This is a genomic window from Micromonospora sp. NPDC005174 (genome assembly GCF_040608495.1).
In the GTDB taxonomy this organism is placed as follows: Bacteria; Actinomycetota; Actinomycetes; order Mycobacteriales; family Micromonosporaceae; genus Micromonospora.
In genome coordinates, this window is record NZ_JBEXIJ010000004.1 from 1 (window position 1) to 17,204 (window position 17,204).

General features: G+C 68.3%; 22 protein-coding genes. 16 read left to right on the forward strand and 6 right to left on the reverse strand.

Translation table 11 applies throughout. The annotated features are described in order from the left end of the window. Positions 1–426 precede the first annotated feature (426 nt). From ABZU91_RS06385 to ABZU91_RS06395, 3 genes are all read right to left on the reverse strand, one after another. On the reverse strand, positions 427–1,872 hold the full coding sequence (locus ABZU91_RS06385; RefSeq protein ID WP_355235729.1) for an APC family permease: 1,446 nt from the start codon (positions 1,870–1,872) through the stop codon (positions 427–429). An 11-nt stretch (positions 1,873–1,883) separates the two neighbouring features. Further along, positions 1,884–2,195, reverse strand: coding sequence for a hypothetical protein (locus ABZU91_RS06390; RefSeq protein WP_355234838.1), 312 nt, complete (start codon positions 2,193–2,195; stop codon positions 1,884–1,886). A gap of 884 nt (positions 2,196–3,079) precedes the next feature. Continuing rightward, on the reverse strand, positions 3,080–4,288 hold the full coding sequence (locus ABZU91_RS06395) for an FAD-binding oxidoreductase (protein ID WP_355234841.1): 1,209 nt from the start codon (positions 4,286–4,288) through the stop codon (positions 3,080–3,082). A gap of 282 nt (positions 4,289–4,570) precedes the next feature. Between ABZU91_RS06395 and ABZU91_RS06400 the strand changes: the two genes are divergently transcribed. The 5 genes from ABZU91_RS06400 to ABZU91_RS06420 all read left to right on the forward strand — a co-directional run bounded on the left by ABZU91_RS06400 (position 4,571) and on the right by ABZU91_RS06420 (position 7,475). Continuing rightward, the gene (locus ABZU91_RS06400; protein WP_355234843.1) at positions 4,571–5,443 is read left to right on the forward strand and encodes a helix-turn-helix transcriptional regulator; all 873 of its coding nucleotides are present in this window, start codon (positions 4,571–4,573) and stop codon (positions 5,441–5,443) included. Next, positions 5,440–5,634, forward strand: a complete 195-nt coding sequence (locus ABZU91_RS06405; protein WP_355234845.1) for a DUF397 domain-containing protein — start codon at positions 5,440–5,442, stop codon at positions 5,632–5,634. Before ABZU91_RS06400 ends, ABZU91_RS06405 begins: the two co-directional genes overlap by 4 nt. Positions 5,635–5,841: 207 nt before the next feature. Continuing rightward, the gene (locus ABZU91_RS06410) at positions 5,842–6,048 is read left to right on the forward strand and encodes a hypothetical protein (protein WP_354945072.1); all 207 of its coding nucleotides are present in this window, start codon (positions 5,842–5,844) and stop codon (positions 6,046–6,048) included. Positions 6,049–6,050: 2 nt separating this feature from the next. Further along, entirely contained in the window at positions 6,051–6,578 is a 528-nt protein-coding gene (locus ABZU91_RS06415; protein WP_355234848.1) for a DUF6879 family protein, read from the forward strand. Positions 6,579–6,620: 42 nt separating this feature from the next. Further along, positions 6,621–7,475 carry a helix-turn-helix transcriptional regulator gene (locus tag ABZU91_RS06420; protein WP_355234851.1) on the forward strand — a complete coding sequence of 285 codons (855 nt, stop codon included), beginning with the start codon at positions 6,621–6,623 and terminating at the stop codon, positions 7,473–7,475. A 26-nt stretch (positions 7,476–7,501) separates the two neighbouring features. Here the strand turns inward: ABZU91_RS06420 and ABZU91_RS06425 are convergent, their stop codons facing one another. From ABZU91_RS06425 to ABZU91_RS06435, 3 genes are all read right to left on the reverse strand, one after another. Then, complete coding sequence (locus ABZU91_RS06425; RefSeq protein WP_355234854.1) at positions 7,502–8,185, reverse strand: prepilin peptidase; 684 nt, start codon at positions 8,183–8,185, stop codon at positions 7,502–7,504. A gap of 9 nt (positions 8,186–8,194) precedes the next feature. Continuing rightward, complete coding sequence (locus ABZU91_RS06430; protein WP_355234857.1) at positions 8,195–8,503, reverse strand: winged helix-turn-helix transcriptional regulator; 309 nt, start codon at positions 8,501–8,503, stop codon at positions 8,195–8,197. 157 nt (positions 8,504–8,660) lie between these two features. Further along, positions 8,661–9,017: a hypothetical protein gene (locus ABZU91_RS06435; RefSeq protein ID WP_355234860.1), complete on the reverse strand. Its 357-nt coding sequence runs from the start codon at positions 9,015–9,017 to the stop codon at positions 8,661–8,663. A gap of 468 nt (positions 9,018–9,485) precedes the next feature. Between ABZU91_RS06435 and ABZU91_RS06440 the strand changes: the two genes are divergently transcribed. From ABZU91_RS06440 to ABZU91_RS06490, 11 genes are all read left to right on the forward strand, one after another. Further along, the gene (locus tag ABZU91_RS06440) at positions 9,486–9,890 is read left to right on the forward strand and encodes a hypothetical protein (protein ID WP_355234863.1); all 405 of its coding nucleotides are present in this window, start codon (positions 9,486–9,488) and stop codon (positions 9,888–9,890) included. Beyond that, positions 9,884–10,789 carry a hypothetical protein gene (locus ABZU91_RS06445; protein ID WP_355234866.1) on the forward strand — a complete coding sequence of 302 codons (906 nt, stop codon included), beginning with the start codon at positions 9,884–9,886 and terminating at the stop codon, positions 10,787–10,789. Before ABZU91_RS06440 ends, ABZU91_RS06445 begins: the two co-directional genes overlap by 7 nt. Before the next feature lie 156 nt (positions 10,790–10,945). Beyond that, positions 10,946–11,551: an SAF domain-containing protein gene (locus ABZU91_RS06450; protein WP_355235732.1), complete on the forward strand. Its 606-nt coding sequence runs from the start codon at positions 10,946–10,948 to the stop codon at positions 11,549–11,551. Position 11,552: 1 nt separating this feature from the next. Further along, entirely contained in the window at positions 11,553–12,362 is an 810-nt protein-coding gene (locus ABZU91_RS06455) for a hypothetical protein (RefSeq protein ID WP_355234869.1), read from the forward strand. Further along, positions 12,359–13,747, forward strand: a complete 1,389-nt coding sequence (locus tag ABZU91_RS06460) for an ATPase, T2SS/T4P/T4SS family (protein ID WP_355234872.1) — start codon at positions 12,359–12,361, stop codon at positions 13,745–13,747. Before ABZU91_RS06455 ends, ABZU91_RS06460 begins: the two co-directional genes overlap by 4 nt. Next, entirely contained in the window at positions 13,738–14,640 is a 903-nt protein-coding gene (locus ABZU91_RS06465; protein WP_355234875.1) for a type II secretion system F family protein, read from the forward strand. The genes ABZU91_RS06460 and ABZU91_RS06465 overlap by 10 nt, the downstream gene beginning before the upstream one ends. Continuing rightward, positions 14,637–15,533, forward strand: a complete 897-nt coding sequence (locus tag ABZU91_RS06470; RefSeq protein WP_355234878.1) for a type II secretion system F family protein — start codon at positions 14,637–14,639, stop codon at positions 15,531–15,533. The genes ABZU91_RS06465 and ABZU91_RS06470 overlap by 4 nt, the downstream gene beginning before the upstream one ends. A gap of 65 nt (positions 15,534–15,598) precedes the next feature. After that, on the forward strand, positions 15,599–15,790 hold the full coding sequence (locus ABZU91_RS06475) for a hypothetical protein (RefSeq protein ID WP_018803909.1): 192 nt from the start codon (positions 15,599–15,601) through the stop codon (positions 15,788–15,790). A gap of 95 nt (positions 15,791–15,885) precedes the next feature. Further along, positions 15,886–16,278: a TadE family protein gene (locus ABZU91_RS06480; protein ID WP_355235735.1), complete on the forward strand. Its 393-nt coding sequence runs from the start codon at positions 15,886–15,888 to the stop codon at positions 16,276–16,278. After that, positions 16,275–16,736 carry a TadE/TadG family type IV pilus assembly protein gene (locus ABZU91_RS06485; protein ID WP_355234881.1) on the forward strand — a complete coding sequence of 154 codons (462 nt, stop codon included), beginning with the start codon at positions 16,275–16,277 and terminating at the stop codon, positions 16,734–16,736. The genes ABZU91_RS06480 and ABZU91_RS06485 overlap by 4 nt, the downstream gene beginning before the upstream one ends. After that, complete coding sequence (locus tag ABZU91_RS06490) at positions 16,733–17,188, forward strand: pilus assembly protein TadG-related protein (protein WP_355234884.1); 456 nt, start codon at positions 16,733–16,735, stop codon at positions 17,186–17,188. The genes ABZU91_RS06485 and ABZU91_RS06490 overlap by 4 nt, the downstream gene beginning before the upstream one ends. The last annotated feature ends 16 nt before the right edge of the window (positions 17,189–17,204 follow it).

Here is a 17,204-nt window from a genome sequence, read left to right on the forward strand (position 1 = left end):
CACCCGCTACGCCAAACGAGCATCCCTTTACCGGGCCAGCCTTGTCCTCATCGCCGCCATCATCTGGCTTCCATGATCGACAGGACAGGCCCTAGACCGGTACACGACTTGTGTGCGCAGGTCAGCCCAGCGCAGTTCCACCATGCGGGCCTCAGCCGGCACTCTGCTATCAGCTTGGTGCTGCCCATAAGCCGATGATGGTGAGGGCTGGGTTGGGGGGATTGCCGTGTCGTGCGTCCGGTGGTAGTCGGCGGGGACGCGGGCCGCGCCGTAGCCGGGCGGCGGCATAACGCCCGGAGGCTCCGGAGGGCTAGCGGGGGGTGCCGCCTGTGGGTGGCCGGTTTGCCAGCGCGGGTCCAGGGGATCGACGCCGTGGTGCCTGCCCGGTGGAGGCATGGCCGCGTGAGTCTTCATCGGTGGCCCCTGTCAGATCGAGACGTTGATGGTGTCGGGCACGGCGTGGGTCTTCGGTGTGCCACGGCCGATGCCGGCGAAGACCTCCGGGCGGGCCTGGCGCAGATGCCCGGCCCACAACCCGCCCCCGACGGCAGCGGCGGCAAGGATCGCCGGCAGCAGGAACGGGTACAGCGACCCAGGCGCGGCACCGAGCAGAGACCCGACGTTGCCCACCATCAGGACCAGGACCACCGACCCGCCGAGCACGCCCAGGGCGGGCGCGAGCCGCCACTCCCACGCGCCGGCCTGCGGGCCGCGCACGCTGGCCGGTGCCGTCATCGCGGCCACCGACGCCGCCAGCAGCAGGCACAGCAGGCCCACCGCCCCCAACGTCGACAACCAGGTGAACATCACCGCCATGGGGTCAGCGCCGCTGATCGCGAACGCGCCCACCACAACCGCCGCAACGCTCGTCTGCGTCAGCGACCCGCCACGTGGCGCACGAACCCGCGTCGCGCTGCCGGTCTTTGCGAGACCGGCGGGCAGCACCTTCTCCCGGGCCATGGCGAACACGTACCGGGCGAGCACCGCATGGAACGCCAGCATCGACGTGACGATCGCGAAGATCAACACCACGCTCGCGAGGGCCGCCCACCAGCCGCCCAGACGCGACAGGACCGAGAACGGCAACCCGGACGCCGGATCAGCAGCCACCTCCGCAACGACGTCAGGGCCGACCGCCACCCCCATCGCGAAGGCCGCGACGGCGTACACCCCGCCGAGGACGAGTACCCCGTCAACAGTGGCCCGGCCAACCGACCGGCGGTCGACGGCCTCCTCGACGAACGACCCCGGCGCGTCGAACCCCATGAGCGCGGCTACGCAGAAGGCGACAGCACCGCCGATGCCACTCACCGCCAGCCCTGAGGCGTGAAAGCCGGTCCAGGACACCCCACCAGCCGCCGGCTGCCCTACCCCGGCGAGGACGAACGCCGCGACGATCAGCAACGACACCGCCAGCACGACGGCCAAGACACGGGTCGACAGCACGATCGCCCGTACACCGAGCACCCCGACGACGACCAGGGCGATGCCCGCCCACACCCACCAGGTGCCGCCGAGGTGGTCGGCCATCGTCGCGCCGAACGGCCCGTACAGGCTGATCTGGATGGCGTTGTAGGCCACCAGCGCGACCATGCCGGCAGCGACACCCCAACTACGGCCCAGCCCGTGCGCGAGGATCCCGTAATAGGCCGCCGGATGCCCCAGCTGGCGAGCCATCGCGGCGTACCCCACCGCGAGCACCGCAACAACGCCCGCGACCAACCCGAAGGTTAGAGGCAGGGCCGTCACCCTCGTCGTCGCATACGTGGCGACGATGCCTCCGCTGAGCACCACCATGGGCGCCGACGCCGCCGCTCCAAACATCCACAACCCGAACGGAGTCAGCGTCCGCCGCGCCAGACCCACCTGCACCTGCGCCGACTTCACCGCTGCCCCCGCTCCGGCGAGTCCGGGCACCCCACCATGCGGCAGCCATCCACCGGATGCGAGTCGACATCGGCGGCGTTGGCGGGCACGACGTACACGGCCATCGGCCGTACCGGACCGCCGCGCCAGAAGCTCCGGTCGCGGTCGAGCCGGCGGATCGCAGTGTCCGCGTCAGGCGTGAACCCGAACAGGTCGTGGGTCCCGCCCGGCCACTCACGCCGGACGGCGTACCCCCACGCGTACTCGGTCGACGTCACGTCGTCCGTGAGCGTGAGGTCGGTGTCGGTGTCGGTGCTGGTGCTGGCCATGCCGATTCCGACTGTCACCCACCGCCATAAGGCGGGACCTCGTGGTCGGAGTGCGGTGGTGGGCTGAGTGGCTCGGGTCAGCATGAGGGGTGCCTTCCTTCGGTATCTGGGCGTGATGAAGTGGCCCGCCGGTCGAGACGTCGCCGCCAGCAGGTAATGAATCCGTGCCTTACTGGGTTCTCAGGGAAAACGCCGCGGCGCAGCCGGGAGGACGCGGCCATGGAAAGGAGTCGCGGTGCGGTCAAGGCGGACTCGCGGCGGAAGTCCACCGCCAGCCGCTCCGCAGGGCTGCTCGTCGCCGGGTTGAGGGCGCCACATTCGCCACAAGACGGGACCTCCTGGCGCAAGCAGGACCGGCGAGCGCGGTTGATAACCGACTCGCGCGAGCAGTCCGTCTCGGGGCCGGTCGCTGCTGTACTCCGCACACGACGGCAGCCCCGCGAGGTCCAGGGTCTGGTGGTGGGTGGCCAGCAACGCCCGTGCGGCGTCCTCGTGCCCCGGACGGACCGCGACGTGAGCGAGCTGGTGGTGCGGGCGGTGTGGACGCAGCCCATCGACGTATGCGTGTAGCAGGGCGAATCGGGCCGCGTGCGGGCCGAGGAGCCGGTGCAGGTCGTACATCCAAGGCGCGGCCGGCGGTGATGGCTCCAGCCGCGAATACCAAACCGCGACCGCCGCACGATCGCCGGTCATATCGACTCGGCCATGCTCCAGCCCCTGCATCAACACAAGCCGCGCGTAGCGACGCACAACCGCCGGACGCTTGGCCCGAGCTGGTACCAGCCACACACCCAGGGTCTGGGCCATCAGCGCGTCAGCTAGGACCATGGACAAGGCGTCGACGTCCTCGTCGGTCGCGCAACGGACCGCCGCCTCCATCAGCCTCATCGCGCATCCCTCAGGTAAAGGCCGAGCCCGCTACCGTCATCGGCCGTCCGCAGCGCGGACGCCAGGTAGGCGGTGTCCGGCGAGCCGCGGCGAGACCCCCATAGCGCCGAATCGAGTGCGCGCTGAAAGGTCGCGGCGAGGTGCAGGCTGTCCGTGGGAACCCCCGCGAAAGGCAGTCGCTTCCGCGCCGCCTCGATCAATTGCGGCGGGCCGCAGACATAGAACGCCTGCCCTGGCTTATGGAGATATAGGGCCATGCTGAGCAGATCGCCCTGCGCGGCTGGCTCAACATCACGGTCATCGCAGAGAGCCGGCACAACCGTGAGCCAGTCACCATGTGCCTGCTCAAGCTTGTGTAACGCGACCGCGTCGTAAAGGTCGAGTAGGGTCCGCGCCCCCACCACCAACGTCACCCGACGGCCGCTTGGCGACGCGGCGACTTGTTCGACCAGAGCCCGCAGCGGCGCAAGCCCCGTGCCCCCAGCGGCCAACAGCAGGTCGGCGTCACCGGCGGCCTCCAGTGACAGTCCCACGTCGCAAGCCGGCCCCAGCCACAACATGTCCCCAGGTGCTACCCGATCGACCAGCACGGGTGATACCACACCTCCGGCGACGGCACGGACGTGAAACTCCACCCGCCCATCCGGGCGCGGAGCGTTGGCCGGGGAATACCACCTCCACATTCCGGGCAGTCGAGGCGTACAAACCGGCATCGCCTGACCAGGCATGTACCTGAGCCGCCGCATCGGCCGGACAGTCAACACCGCTACGCCGTCAGAGACCGCCTCGTACGTCTCCACCTCGCCGGGCGTCACGTGCGGACCATCGCCCAGCGCCCCCGCCGCTCGCTCCGCGAGCCGAAGCGCCCGGCGGCAACCCCGCTCCCAATCACTCGCCAGCTCGGGCTCCCAGCCGTCGCCTGCGAACCGGCGCACGGTACCGATCAAAGCCGCCGCAATGGCCGTAGCGTGATACGGCTGTAGCTCGAAACGCCGATACATTCGACCCAACACGGCCACGGCAGCACGCCGACCGGCAGGATCACCCCGATTCGCGATCAGCTGCCCAAGCGTTGAGAAGAACATCGGCGCAGCCGGGGGCGGGAGTAACCGAACGCCCCGGTCCTCCATGAACGACCAGAAGTGATCTGCTGCGCGATCATGCGCCGCGAGGGTGACCGCCAGCGACAGTCCCAAGTCAGCCACGAGGCGGCACCTTGCCTGTTACGTGCGACCTGCAGTCTCCCGCTAGGACCTTCATCCCCAGCTCCCTCCTGACCAGGCAATTGGCCATCGCTGGCATCATGCGGAGAATATATTCTCCGCATGCAGCGTGGCATTCTGCACTAGGGATGTCAATCTTCTGATGTAACTTTGTGTCTCCGGATCGCTGCCCAGGGGATGTACGCTCCACGAGCCGTGCTGTGGTGTCGCACTGGGTCGGGAGCACCAGACGTCGCGATGCTGCTGGCCCCAAGGAGGAGCCCCATGCCCAGGCCAATCGGCCCGACCATCCCGAGGTGGCAGCTCGGCGAGCAACTCAGCGCTCTGCGCGAGGGGGCGCGCGTATCCCAGAGTCAGATCGCAGACCGCCTTGGTTGCTCTGTGAGCAAGATTCAGAAGATCGAGGCCGGCGAGGTCGGCGTTGTACGGGCCGAGCTGGAGTTGATGCTCACTACTTACGATGTGGCGGACGAGCAGCTGCGCACCGAGCTGTATGCGCTGCAGAAGCTTGGGAAACAACGTGGATGGTGGTCAAAGTTTGGGGCGGTGCCTGCCCCCTTCGCGACCTTCCTCGGCATCGAGAGTGCGGCGACCAGAATCAGGGCCTATGAACCGATGGTCATCCACGGCCTCCTGCAGACCGAGGAGTATGCCCGCGCCATCGCCGGCACCGTCGCCCTCATCGCGGACGACGGCCAGCGCGAGCGACAGGTGCGGATCCGAATGGAACGGCAGGAAAAGCTGCTCGGCGACGACCCTCCAGAGATATGGGCCATCCTGGACGAGAGTGTCCTGCGCCGTGAGGTCGGCGGCTCTCACGTGATGGCTGCCCAGCTCAAGCACCTACTGGCCATGCCTCAGTGGATCACGGTGCAGGTGGTGCCCTTCAAGAACGGGGGGTACCCCGGCACTCGTGGCGCGATGACTATCTTTGATTTCGACGATCGCCTGCACAGCCCCGTGGTCTACGTAGAGTGCCAGGCGGGCAATCTCTACCTGGAGAAGGCCGACGACCTGGATCGCTGCAACCTTGCGTACAACCACATGACCGCTTCCGCTCTCAGCAAGCAAGAGTCCGCCCGGCTGATCGAGGCCGTGGCCCACCAGTACGAGGATTTCGCGAGGAGTGAACGTTGAAACCCGATCTGTCCGGCGCTCGGTGGCGCAAGAGCAGGCGTTCCCAGGACAACGGAGGCTGTGTCGAGGTTGCGACGAACCTTGGCCCTTGCGTCGCCGTCCGGGACTCGAAGGATCCCGCAGGCCCCGCGCTGGTCTTCGACAGCAAGACGTGGCTTGAGTTCTTGGCTAGTGTCCCAGGGCATCGGTGAGCACACATCGGGCTGGCCTGACCTCAGCCGCTTAGGGCCAAGGAACTACTCCCCCGAGTAGTGCCAGCGAGCCCAGCCCTTGGCTGCACCGGCACACACCAGCCCTGCCAGGGCCCTCGAATATTGCGAATAATTCGAGGGTATGCGAGCATCCTCCTGCGCACGCGCTACGACGGGAGCGGCGCGGTGAGGGAGAGGTGCGACGACATGCAACTCGAGTTCATTCGCAAGTGGAGCGAAAGCGGTACAGGCAACTGCCCCGCGCTGTACCGCGCCGAGAACGGAAACTATGTAGTCCAGGGCTGGCAGCTGGACGAGGCGACGCGCGCCAACCTCCGTGATCTCGGCGAGAACGAAACGGCCATCGAGGTCCCTGCCGATGTCATCGCAGGCATCGTGGCGCGGGAATCCTGACCATGCCCGAGCAGCTCACCGGCGACGACTTCAATCATTTGTTCCGCTACTTCACCTCAACGGCATTCAGGCTTGAGGTGCAACCTGTCTACCAGGTAGCAGAGGAACAGCAGTCGATAGACGAGTTCCTCGCCGGTGAGCCGCGTCCCGTGACCGAATTTGAGTTTTATGCTGCATGGCTAGATCAAATTCGTTCTGTGACCTCCCAGGGACGGAAGGTCGAACGAGTCCGCGTCCTCAACGAACCTCCGACCGACTATCAACGGTGGGAGATCTGGAGTGGCCAGTTCAACTCGGCCGCTGGCGAGGTCATCCGCTACATACCCAGAAGTAAAGCTGAGAGCATCGACCTGCCAATCAAGGACGACTGGTGGCTCTTTGACTCACAACGCCTTGCCGTGATGCGGTTCAGCGATCGAGGCGAGCCGCTTGGAGGCGAGATAGTCACAGATCCAACGGTCGTAAATCAGCACATTCACTGGTGGCGTCTCGCCCTACAGAACAGTAGTTCCGAGTCCCACATCGGCTAATCCGGGCGAGGCATACCCGGCATCGAAGAAAAGTTCCTGACAGTGGACTCGATTGAGGATTGGCTCCGACGGCCCGGCGGATTGGCCGGACATCTGCGTGGGCTTCGTCGCAGCGCCGGCCTTACGGGTGCCCAAATGGCACGCCAGTTGGGCTGGACACAATCCAAGGTCTCAAAAATCGAGACCGGCAAACAGATGCCCACCGACGACGATCTCGATGGCTGGATAACCATCTGCCATGCGTCTGACGTCATGAGCGCCACGCTCAGGACGCTTCTCGCCGAGGCTCAGGGCCTGCACCAGGAGTGGAAGCAGCAAGTCCGGCTCGGCCAGACCGCGATCCAGCAGAACTACGACCAACTGGTCAGTAGGGCGACACTCGTTCGCAACGCGGAGATCATCTACATTCCCGGCCTACTACAGACACCTGGATACGCTCGAAGTCGAATCGAGGAAGGCGTGCGACTTCACGGTGCCGACCCCGGCGACGTGGATTCCGCAACAGCTCGCCGCATGTCTCGACAGCAGGCCCTCTATGACACGTCGAAAACTTTCGAATTTGTGATTTCAGAAGCCGCGCTGCGACTTCTATTGTGCCCTCCGCTAGACATGCTTGCGCAGCTAGACAGGCTCATCCACCTAGCTGACATGCAACATGTCACGCTGGGCATCCTGCCGTTCGGACGGCAACTCTCGATCGCACCTCAAAACTCGTTCCTTCTGCTTGGCCCTCAACTCGCCATAGTCGAGACCTTCATCGGTGAGTACATGTTCCATCACGAAGAAGCAGCAGCGTACTCGGTGGTGATGGATCGCCTGCTCAGTGAATCCGTGATTGGGGTCGAAGCTCAAAAAGTCATTCGGCGCGCAATGGCTGATCTCCGGAGCGTGATGTAGAGACGTTCGCGGAACAGCTGATGAAATTAGACGGTCAGCACGAAGGCGTGCCATCCGAGCGCGACCGTTAAGAGCCATCCAACCATCAGGGCTGGTCCCATTGGAGTGAGGGCATACCCGGCTCTCCAATGCTTAAATGTGGCAGCAAAAGCGCCGTGAAGGATCAGTCCGGTGAGGAGGCCGAGCCCCGCGGCTGACCAGCTCAACCAGCCAAGGTTGAAGGTGATTGCTCCCGCGAACGCAACATCTCCCAGCCCTAGCTGACCTGGCAGGGACAAGGCGATCACGAGCATGCCGGTGACTGTGGCGATGCCTGCGGCAGCCGCTCGCCCAAGGGGTCCGAATTCCCCGCTGGAGAGGGCTGCAACGACGAAATACAGGCCCGACGAGGCCCACAGCGCCCCAGTAAGGCAATGGGGCAGTCTTCGGGAACGAACGTCGATGATTGCCAGCCCGACGCCGATGACAGCGAAGATCGCGTAGAAAAGAAGGCCGACGGTCGGCGGCATTACGGCACCAACGATCGCGGCGGCAACCCCCGTGCAGACGGCGGTGGCGATGACGACGCTGGGACGTGCCGCGCCGCCAAGCCACCAACGTTCGGGTATCCGGACCGGTCCGGAGGCTTGCACGCCGTAGGCGACGGCCGCCAGCGGCACTCCGACGATGGCGCCTGAGATGCCGAGCCCAACGGTCGCGAGACTGTTCACCCGACCCGGCTACCGGTCGTCGCTGACGCGGTGCTGCCGTTCCCACCGTCTGATCTCGGCAAGGAGATCGACAAGTTCTTGACCTCCGGCGGTGAGCCTGTAGTCCGCGCCTTGGTACTGGTGCTCGACGAGTTGTTGGGCACAGAGGTAGTTCAGGGTGTCGGTCAGCGTGCGTGAGTGCACGGGCTCGTCCTTGACCCGCGACACCACGTGTTGAAGCGTGGTGTAGCGAAGTGGTCCGTCGTGGAGAGCTGTCAGAATCGCCACGGAGAGCTTCCGCTTGGCCAGAAGGTTCAGAAGCTCCTGCACTTCCTCCATCAGCGCTACCCACCTCCCCCGAATCCGAGAGCGCTGCAAGAAGGGCACAGTCTATGCAGGTAGGGCCACCCTCAGCGAGAGATCTAGCCAGGGTTGGCAGCATCTACGATGGAGCGCATATTCCCGAACGGGGGCTCTCGGTAGCAATCTTTGCGATTCAGGCGTCCTCTGTGTACGCGCTTTTGAGGGAGATGCCCGCATCCTGCGCCGATGTGGTGCGCGAGGCCATCCAGAGATGCAAGCGCAGCAGGTGGCCCATGATCGCTTGCCCCTTCGCGGTGAGGCTGAAGGGGGTTTCGGCGCGGGGGTCGCTGTCCAACGTGCCGCCGTTAAGGCTGACCACGAAGCCGTAAGCGGCCATCGCTCGCAGGATCGCGGCTGGGCGGGGGGTCGCGTTAGCGATCTGCGCGAAGGTTGCGGTGCCGCCCATGGCATCCATCGTGGACAGGATCTCGTACGTGCTGTGACGCCCCAAGAGGGCAAGTGCCTGCTGCGTGCGTTCGTGGCCGCCCATCTCGGTCCGCCCTTCTCGCGACCACAATTTCTCGGAGCGTAGCCGCTATCGGCACTAGCGGATCTGTCGGGTGGACGACACTGAACGAGGCGTTTGCCCCCTTATGCGAGCCGCAGTTGTGCCGAGGTACGTGCTCCGCCGCGCGTGAGTTCGGGCCGGCTTCACGCGCGTACCCAGAGGTACGCACGTAGACATCACCATGGGGTGAAGGTGTAAACACGAGTGGTGACCTTGACGCAGCCGGTGAGCCATCGTCCGCGTCTGGCCACGCGCAGCCTGTGACCCAACATGGGCTGTCCGCCAAGTTCGGGGAGGTAGTGGCAGGTGTTAACCCGTCAGCTCATGGCTTGTCTCGTCAGTGGGTCGGTGCTGCTCTGCACCGCTTGCAGCCCTGGTGAGCCCGCCGAGTCAGCGGCGACGACGCAGCCGATTACCCCGGCGACCACCACGAGCCTCGGACCGAGCGCTGTGGCCGAGAAGGAAGCGCTCACCGCGTATCGGGGCATGTGGGACGCGTTCGTTGAGGCGGCCAAGGTGTCGGACCCCGATGCTTCCGACGTACGCCGCTTCGCCTCTGGTCAAGCACTGAGGCTCATCGTCAACGCGCTGTACACCAATCGTGAGCAGAAGGAGGTCATCCTCGGGGAGCTGGTGCTCGACCCGAAGGTGACGAACCTGGCGCCGGCTGGGAACCCCGTGAACGTGACAGTTCTGGACTGCGTCAATGACGAGAAGTGGTTGGAGCATAAGGCGTCCGGCGGTTTGGCTAACGATGAACCTGGAGGCAAGCACCGGACCACCGCGACTGTGGAACGGACGGCCGAGGGCTGGAGGGTTAGCTCGTTCATCCTCGACAAGGCGGGAACATGCTGACGGGCCTGCGCCAGTGCGTCGTGCTGGCTGCTCTTGCGGTTGCGGGCCTGTTGGCAGTGCCGGCAACCGTCTACGCGGACGGCGGCACCGGGGGTGTGCAGTGCAGCCAGGACGACCCTCGTCCGGCATGCGATGTGAACGCGGGGATTCCGGGTCAGCCGGGTCAGCCGGGGGGCGGTGATGGTGGCGGCCAGGGCGGTGATGGTAAGTGCCGCAACCCGGGTGGTGAGGAAATTCCTTGCGTGCGAGATGGGGCCTACGCGGGAGCTGACGGTTGCTACTACACGCCGGCTGACCCGTCACCTTCGACGGTTGCGGCTCTCGGGGGTCAGCCGGCGGGTGAGGGTGGCTGGTACATGCGGACCTGCTACGGACCCCCTGCATCGTTCGGCGGTGTGGTGTGGATCGCGGGTGCTGCACCGGTGGTCTCTCCGGCGGTGCTAGCGCGGCAGGCGCGGGCGCGCCTGAACCTGCCGACGATCGTCATCCGCATGAACCCGCCAGGTAACCAGCTCGTGAACCTGCCGGTGTGGCTGGCGCTCGATCGCGATTCGTGGCGGTCGGTGTCGGCGACGGCCTCGGTTCCGGGCGTCAGTGTGACGGCGACAGCGCGGCCGGTGCAGGCGAGCTGGTCGATGGGCGACGGGGTGGTGGTGGCCTGCACCGGTCCGGGAACGACCTGGACCTCGGGTACCGACCCGGCGAAGGCGTCCCCTGACTGCGGGCACGTCTATCGGCGGTCTTCGGCCGGCGCGCTTCGGGGCAGCTACGAGGTGACGGTCACGGTCACGTGGGAGGTGAGCTGGGCCGGGGCTGGGCAGTCCGGCACGGTGCCGGGGTTGACCACGACCGGGCAGCTACAGACCCGGGTCCAGGAGTCGCAGGCGGTCGTGCGCTAAGCAAGCAAACCAGATCGTTCGAGCGTCGCATCCCGAGGAGGACAGGTCATGGCGCTGGATTCCGTGCGCCCAAAAACAGGTCTCGAAGATCGTGCGACGGCTACTGCCGCCCGTGCGGGCCGTGGGCCATGGCGGGCCACCCGGCGGCGTCGCCGGTTGCCGTTCGTCGCGCTTGGCGGCCTGCTGGTCATCGTGTGCGTGCTGGCCTATGCCTACGGCGCGGCGCAGCTCGGCGATCGTGTCCAGGCACTCGCGGTTGCGCGGCCGGTGGCGGCCGGGCAGGCAATCACCGCTGCGGACCTCAAGCAGGTCTCCGCCGCCCGCGACCCGGGGGTTCGGCTCGTCCCGGCCGCACAAGCGGTAGAGGTGGTCGGTCGCACGGCGGTGGTTCCGTTGGTGGCCGGCACATTGCTGACGCCGGAGTTGCTCGGGGATGCCGCGTTTCCGCCGGGCGGGCAGGTGACCGCCTCGGTGGCGGTGAAGCCGGGCCAGTATCCGCAAGGGCTCGCAGCGGGGGCGCGAGTGTCCGTCTACGTCTCGGCCGCGCCGGACGGTGGCCAGCCGGCTCCGACGGCCAGCTCGGCGGCGAGCGGGTCGGTGCCGGCCCGACTGTCGGCCGTGGTGCTGGGAGTTGACCTCGCTGGCGATGGCGAGGGCTCGACCGTCATCACGCTCCTGCTGGCAGCCACCGACGCGCCGCAGTTGGCGGCGGCTCCGTCCGGCGGTGTGGTGCTCATGCAGACCTCGCCTGAGGGGAACTGACATGCCACTGGTGGCGGTGACGTACGTCAAGGGTCGTCCGGGAGCGACGGCGACGGCACTCGGGTTGGCCGCGGTCGCGCCGGAGTGGGCGCGGCCGGTGGTGGTGGAGTGCGACCCGGCGGGTGGAGACCTGATGCGCCGGCACCGGTTGGCGGCGGTGCCGAGCGTGGTGGACCTGGCCGCCGCCGCGCGGGGCGCAGCGAGCCCGGGAGATGTGTTCGCCGCCGCGTCGCAGCCGGTGGCGGTGCGGGAGGCGAGGGTGCCGGTGGTGGTCGCCCCGGCGGGTGGAGCGCAGACCCGCGCCGCGTTGCCGGAGCTGACCGGTAGTGGCCGGGCGGTACTGGGCGCGACCGATCGGATGGTGGTGGCGGACTGCGGCCGGTTGGGGCTGGGCTCGCCGGTGTGGCCGTTGTTGCGGCTTGCCGATGTGGTGCTGGTGCTGGCTCGGGCGAACACCGACGGGGTGGCCCATCTGCGTGAGCACCTGGGCGAGCTGGTTGATGCGGGCGCGGGTCGGCTGGTCGTCCTGCTCGGCGCGGGCGGCGTCTACTCGGCGGCGGATGTGGCGGATGTCCTGTCGACCCATGTCGGGCAGGAGTTGGCCCGCGACCCGGAGGCGGTGACCGTGCTCGGTCCGTTGCCGGACGACCGTCGGGCGGCGGCGGTGCTCGGCGGGGAACTGGTGGCCGGCCGGCGCTGGCGTCGTTTGCCTCTGATGGCCGCCTACGCGCGGCTGTGGACCGACCTCGCCCCCTACCTGCCCGTCGCGGCTGCCCCGCACGCCGATGTATCCACGGAGGCGACGTCATGACCAGCCCCTTCCTGTCGACCCCGGGGTCCGGCGAGCCCGGCGAGGTCACGGTGGTGCGGCGCATCCGCCGGGATGCCGCCGAGCGGCTCACCCGGGCCACGCGGGCGCACGAGACGGCCAGCGGCTCGCCGATGCCCACCGAGGAACGCGCGGCGACGACCCGGCGGTTGATCAACGAGGTTCTGGACGCGTACGCCACGGAGGAGATGAACGCCGGACGTCCGCCGCTGCGCCCGGATGTCGAGTCGCGGGTGGGCAGGGCGGTGGCGGACATGCTGCTCGGCGCGGGCGGCCTGCAACCGTTGCTCAACGATGAACGGATCGAGGAGGTCAACGCCAACGGCTGTGACCAGGTGTTCGTCCGCTACAGCGACGGCAGCCGCGCCCAGGTCGGGTCGATCGCTGACTCGGATGCGGAGATGGTGGAGCTGATCCGCCGCCTGGCGGCGGACGCCGGTCGCGCCGAGACCGGTGGCGAGGGTGCCGAGGAACGCCGCTGGGACCGGGCGGCCCCGGTGTTGAACCTGCAGCTTGGGGACGGTTCCCGTCTGCACGCGATCATGTCGGTGACCCGGCGTCCGGCGTTGTCGATCCGTCGGCACGGCTACGTGAAGGTCACCCTGGCCGATCTCGAGCAACTCCGCACCGTCAACCCCGTGCTGCGGGAGCTGCTGGCCGCTGCGGTGCGGGCGCGGCTGAACGTCCTCATCGCCGGGCGTACCGGCGCGGGCAAGACGACCCTTTTGCGAGCGCTTGCGTCGGCGATCCCACCGGGCGAGCGGATTGTCACGATCGAGGACCCCTATGAGCTGGCGCTCGACGCGGACAAGGCCGTGCATCCGGACGTGGTGCCGTTGCAGTCGCGGGAGGCCAACGTCGAGGGCGAGGGCGCGCTCGACATGAGCATGTTGTTCCGCTCGGGGCTTCGGATGTCGCCGGACCGAGTCATCGTCGGGGAGATCCGCGGGCACGAAGTCATCCCCATGCTCAACGCCATGTCGCAGGGCAACGACGGCTCGCTCGGCACCATCCACGCCTCGTCGTCGGCCGGGGCGTTCAACAAACTCATGCTCTACGCCGCGCAGGCACCGGAACGCCTCGACCCGGCCACCACCAACCTCCTTGTCGCCGAGGCGGTTCACCTGGTCGTGCACCTGGGGTTCGCCGGTGATGGCGGGATCCGGGCGCTGACCTCGGTGCGGGAGGTGGTCGGCGCTGACGGGCTGGCCGTGTCCAGCAACGAGATCTTTCGACCTGACCGTGATGGTCGGGCGGTCCCGGGTGCGCCGCCGTCGACCGGGTTGCTGTCGGCACTGGCCGGGTGCGGCTTCGACCCCGGGTTGCTCGATGAGGCTCGCACCGCCCCGGGTGGGGGGTGGGCGTGATGGTGTTGACAGTGCCCCTCGCCGCCCTGCTGGGGGTCGGAACCGCGTTCGGGTTGGTCCTGCTGGCTATCGGCCTGTCGCCCCGGTACAACGGGCCCGTCGACTCCAACACCGATTCGTGGCTGTCGAGGCTCGCCTCGACCCGTGGGCCGGTCGACCGGCGTCGGGTAGCCCTGTGCCTAGCTGTGGGTGTGCTCGTCGGTGTGGTGACCCGCTGGCCGGTCGCGGCGGCCCTGTCAGCGGCCGGGGCGTGGATGCTGCCGCAGGTCATCGGACCGGACCGCGACCACACCCGCCGGGTGGCACGGATCGAGGCCATCGCCACCTGGACCGAGGCGTTGCGGGACAACCTGTCCGGCGCGGCGGGCCTGGAACAGGCGATCACGGCGAGCGCGATCGAATCCCCGGAGCCGATCCGCGACGAGGTGACCCGCCTGGCGGTGCGCCTGCAGCGCAGTTGGCGGCTGCATGACGCGCTGCGCGCGTTCGCCGCCGAGCTGGAAGACCCGACCGCCGATCTCGTGGTCGCCGGGCTCGTGATGGCCGCGCGGGGCAGCGCCGGGCAGCTCGGCGACGTGCTGGGAGAGCTAGCCACGTCCGCGCGGGCGAAGGTCGCCTCTCGGCACCGCATCGCCGCCGCCCGCAAACGCAATCGCACCTCGGCGCGAGTCATCGTCGGTGCCACCCTGGCCATGGCCGGGCTGCTGGCGCTGCTCAACCGGGGCTACCTGGCCCCCTTCGACACGGCGACCGGCCAGCTCGTGCTCCTGGCCGCTGGTGGCTGCTTCGCATCAGCGTTTGCCTGGCTCGGCCGGCTCATGCGTGACCGCGACACCGCCCGCGTTCTGGTAAGAGTCGCCGCACCGGCCGAACCAGAGGCGGTGTCGACATGACCGGGCTGATATTGCTGGCCGGGCTCGGCACCGGTGCGGGCCTGTGGCTCGTGCTGGTGGGCTGGTTTCCCCGCCCGCCCCGGTTGGACAAGGCCCTCGACGCCCCGTACGGGCTCGACCGCGCCGTTGACGCCGCCGAGGCCACCTCCTTGGGGTGGACCGGACGGTGGGGCCGCCCGGCTGTGCGGTGGCTACGCCGGGCGGGCCTTCCCCTGGCCAGTACTCGCCGCGACCTCGCCACCCTTGACAAGCCGGTTGACGTGCACCTCGCCGAGCAGGCGACCGCGACGGTGTTCGGTTTTCTCCTGCCTCCGGCAGCCGCGACGCTGCTCGCCTTGGCCGGGGTCACCGTTGGCGTGACTATGCCCGCCGCCGCGTCGCTGCTGCTCGGCGCGGCTGGTTTCCTCGCCCCGGAACTGTCGGTGCGCTCGGAGGCCGCCAAGCACCGGGCCGCGTTCCGTGACGCCCTGTCGTCCTTCCTGGATCTGGTCGTCATCAGCCTCGCGTCCGGCGCCGGCGTAGACCAGGCGCTCGACGACGCGGCGCAGGTTGGCTCCGGTCCCGCCTACACCGAACTGCGGTACGCGCTGACCGAGGCGCGGTTGGCCCGGGTACCGCCGTGGGACATCCTCGCCGCGCTCGGCCGCCGGGTCGCGGTCGCCGAGTTGCAGCAGCTCGCCGCCACCGTCGGGCTGGCCGGCACCGAGGGAGCGAAGGTACGCGCGTCGCTGCGCTCTCGGGCCATCGCTCTACGCGCCCGGCAACTGACCGATGCCGAGGGCGAGGCCAACGCCGCCACCGAACGCATGGCTCTTCCCATCGTCGCCCTGTTCGCCGGCTTCCTGATCTTCCTCGGATACCCCGCGATGGCTGCCGTACTCGGCGGGCTGTAGGAGGCGCGCCAGTTCACCAATCCCGAAGACCCACAAGATTTCGTACCGCATTGGAGGAACACGTAATGTCCGCTCTCGTCACATACCTCGCCGCCGAGTTGCGGCACCGCTGGCAGGCGGTGCGCGACACCAAGGACGGTGGCTACTCCACCGAGGCCGTCCTCGTTACTGCCGTGTTGGTGACCCTGGCGATCGTGGTCCTGGGCATCATCGCGGTCAAGGTCACCAGCAAAGCCAACAGCATCAACCTCGGCTGACACCGATGCCGCCGACCATCCGGGACCACCGCGCCGAGCGCCCGCCCACCCCGGCGCTCGGCGCGGCCCGGCGGCTGCGCACCCGGTGGAGGCGCATGACCGCCCGCTCCGACGCGGGCGCCGCTACCGCCGAGCTGGCCATCGCTATGCCGCTGCTGCTGCTCATCGTCATGTTCGTCATCCAGGCCGGGGTGTTCATGCACGCCACCCACGTTGCCCAGAGCGCCGCGACCCGGACGGCGAACGCCGCCGCCGGCTACCAATCCAGCGCTGCCGACGGTCGCGACGCGGGTGAGCAGACCCTCGCCGCCATCGGCGACGGCGTGCTCAAGCACTCGTCGGTGTCGGTGACCCGCACTGCCACCGAGGTCCGCACGGAGATCACGGGTACTGCGGCGACCGTGGTTCCTGGCGTGCGGTGGACCGTCCGCGCCACCGTCGTACGACCCGTCGAACGCTTCGTGCCCGACGACGGAGCCGCGCCATGACCCGGGCCGGAGCGCGAGCCGGACGCCTCCGGCTGCGGCAGGTCGTCGCCCTGGGCGACCGGGGAGCGAGCACCACCGAGGCGGCTCTTCTTACCCCGCTGCTGGTGGCCGTGCTGCTGTTCGTGGTGCTGTGCGGGAGGTTGGTCTCGGCACAGATGGACCTCGACGCCGCCGCCAGCGCCGCGGCCCGGTCCGCCTCGCTCGCCCGCACTGACGCTGCCGCACGCGCCGAGGCCGATCGCACCGCGCGGGAGACCCTCGCCGCCCGAGCGGTCACCTGCGAGCAGGTCAGCGTCACCGTGTCCACCGGTGGGCTGCGTCCCGGCGGCGCGGTCACCGTGAGCGTGGCCTGCACCGTTCCCCTGTCCGACCTCGCCCTACTGTCCGTGCCCGGCTCCCGCACTACGCGGGCAACGGCAACCTCCCCCATCGACATGTGGAGAGGAGGCGCGTCGTGAGGCAGGCCGATGCCGGCCGCTGGCGGCGGCTTCGCGAGCGCACCGGAGACGACTCCGGCCAGGTGACCGCGTTTGCGGTCCTGATGATTGTCGCCCTGCTCGCCGTGGCCGGGTTGGTCCTCGACGCCGGCCTGGCCCTCACGCAGAAGGTCCGTGCCCTGGACATCGCCCAGGCGGCGGCCAGGGCCGGGGCGCAGGAACTCGACCTGTACCAGTACCGCACCCGCAACGTCGCGGTACTCGACCCGGCCCGAGCCGCGTCGGCCGCACGGGCATGGCTGGCCTCGGCAGGCGCCACTGGCGAGGCCACCGCGACCACGACCACGGTCACCGTGACCGTGCGCCGCGCCAGTCGCACCCAGCTCCTGCAGATCGTCGGGGTGCGGCAACTTGACGTGTCCGCCTCCGCCAGCGCCACCGCCGTGCAGGGCGTCACCGGCCCCAACACCTGACCCGCACCTTGGGAGA

What these genes read in the sequence shown, in the direction of transcription:
- ABZU91_RS06410 (WP_354945072.1), top strand. Translation starts at nt 5,842, where the DNA reads ATGCAACTCGAGTTCATTCGCAAGTGGAGCGAAAGCGGTACAGGCAAC.
- ABZU91_RS06415 (WP_355234848.1), top strand. Translation starts at nt 6,051, where the DNA reads ATGCCCGAGCAGCTCACCGGCGACGACTTCAATCATTTGTTCCGCTAC.
- ABZU91_RS06460 (WP_355234872.1), top strand. Translation starts at nt 12,359, where the DNA reads ATGACCAGCCCCTTCCTGTCGACCCCGGGGTCCGGCGAGCCCGGCGAG.
- ABZU91_RS06430 (WP_355234857.1), bottom strand. Translation starts at nt 8,503, where the DNA reads ATGGAGGAAGTGCAGGAGCTTCTGAACCTTCTGGCCAAGCGGAAGCTC.
- ABZU91_RS06445 (WP_355234866.1), top strand. Translation starts at nt 9,884, where the DNA reads ATGCTGACGGGCCTGCGCCAGTGCGTCGTGCTGGCTGCTCTTGCGGTT.
- ABZU91_RS06485 (WP_355234881.1), top strand. Translation starts at nt 16,275, where the DNA reads ATGACCCGGGCCGGAGCGCGAGCCGGACGCCTCCGGCTGCGGCAGGTC.
- ABZU91_RS06455 (WP_355234869.1), top strand. Translation starts at nt 11,553, where the DNA reads ATGCCACTGGTGGCGGTGACGTACGTCAAGGGTCGTCCGGGAGCGACG.
- ABZU91_RS06390 (WP_355234838.1), bottom strand. Translation starts at nt 2,195, where the DNA reads ATGGCCAGCACCAGCACCGACACCGACACCGACCTCACGCTCACGGAC.
- ABZU91_RS06480 (WP_355235735.1), top strand. Translation starts at nt 15,886, where the DNA reads ATGACCGCCCGCTCCGACGCGGGCGCCGCTACCGCCGAGCTGGCCATC.
- ABZU91_RS06400 (WP_355234843.1), top strand. Translation starts at nt 4,571, where the DNA reads ATGCCCAGGCCAATCGGCCCGACCATCCCGAGGTGGCAGCTCGGCGAG.
- ABZU91_RS06470 (WP_355234878.1), top strand. Translation starts at nt 14,637, where the DNA reads ATGACCGGGCTGATATTGCTGGCCGGGCTCGGCACCGGTGCGGGCCTG.
- ABZU91_RS06435 (WP_355234860.1), bottom strand. Translation starts at nt 9,017, where the DNA reads ATGGGCGGCCACGAACGCACGCAGCAGGCACTTGCCCTCTTGGGGCGT.
- ABZU91_RS06475 (WP_018803909.1), top strand. Translation starts at nt 15,599, where the DNA reads ATGTCCGCTCTCGTCACATACCTCGCCGCCGAGTTGCGGCACCGCTGG.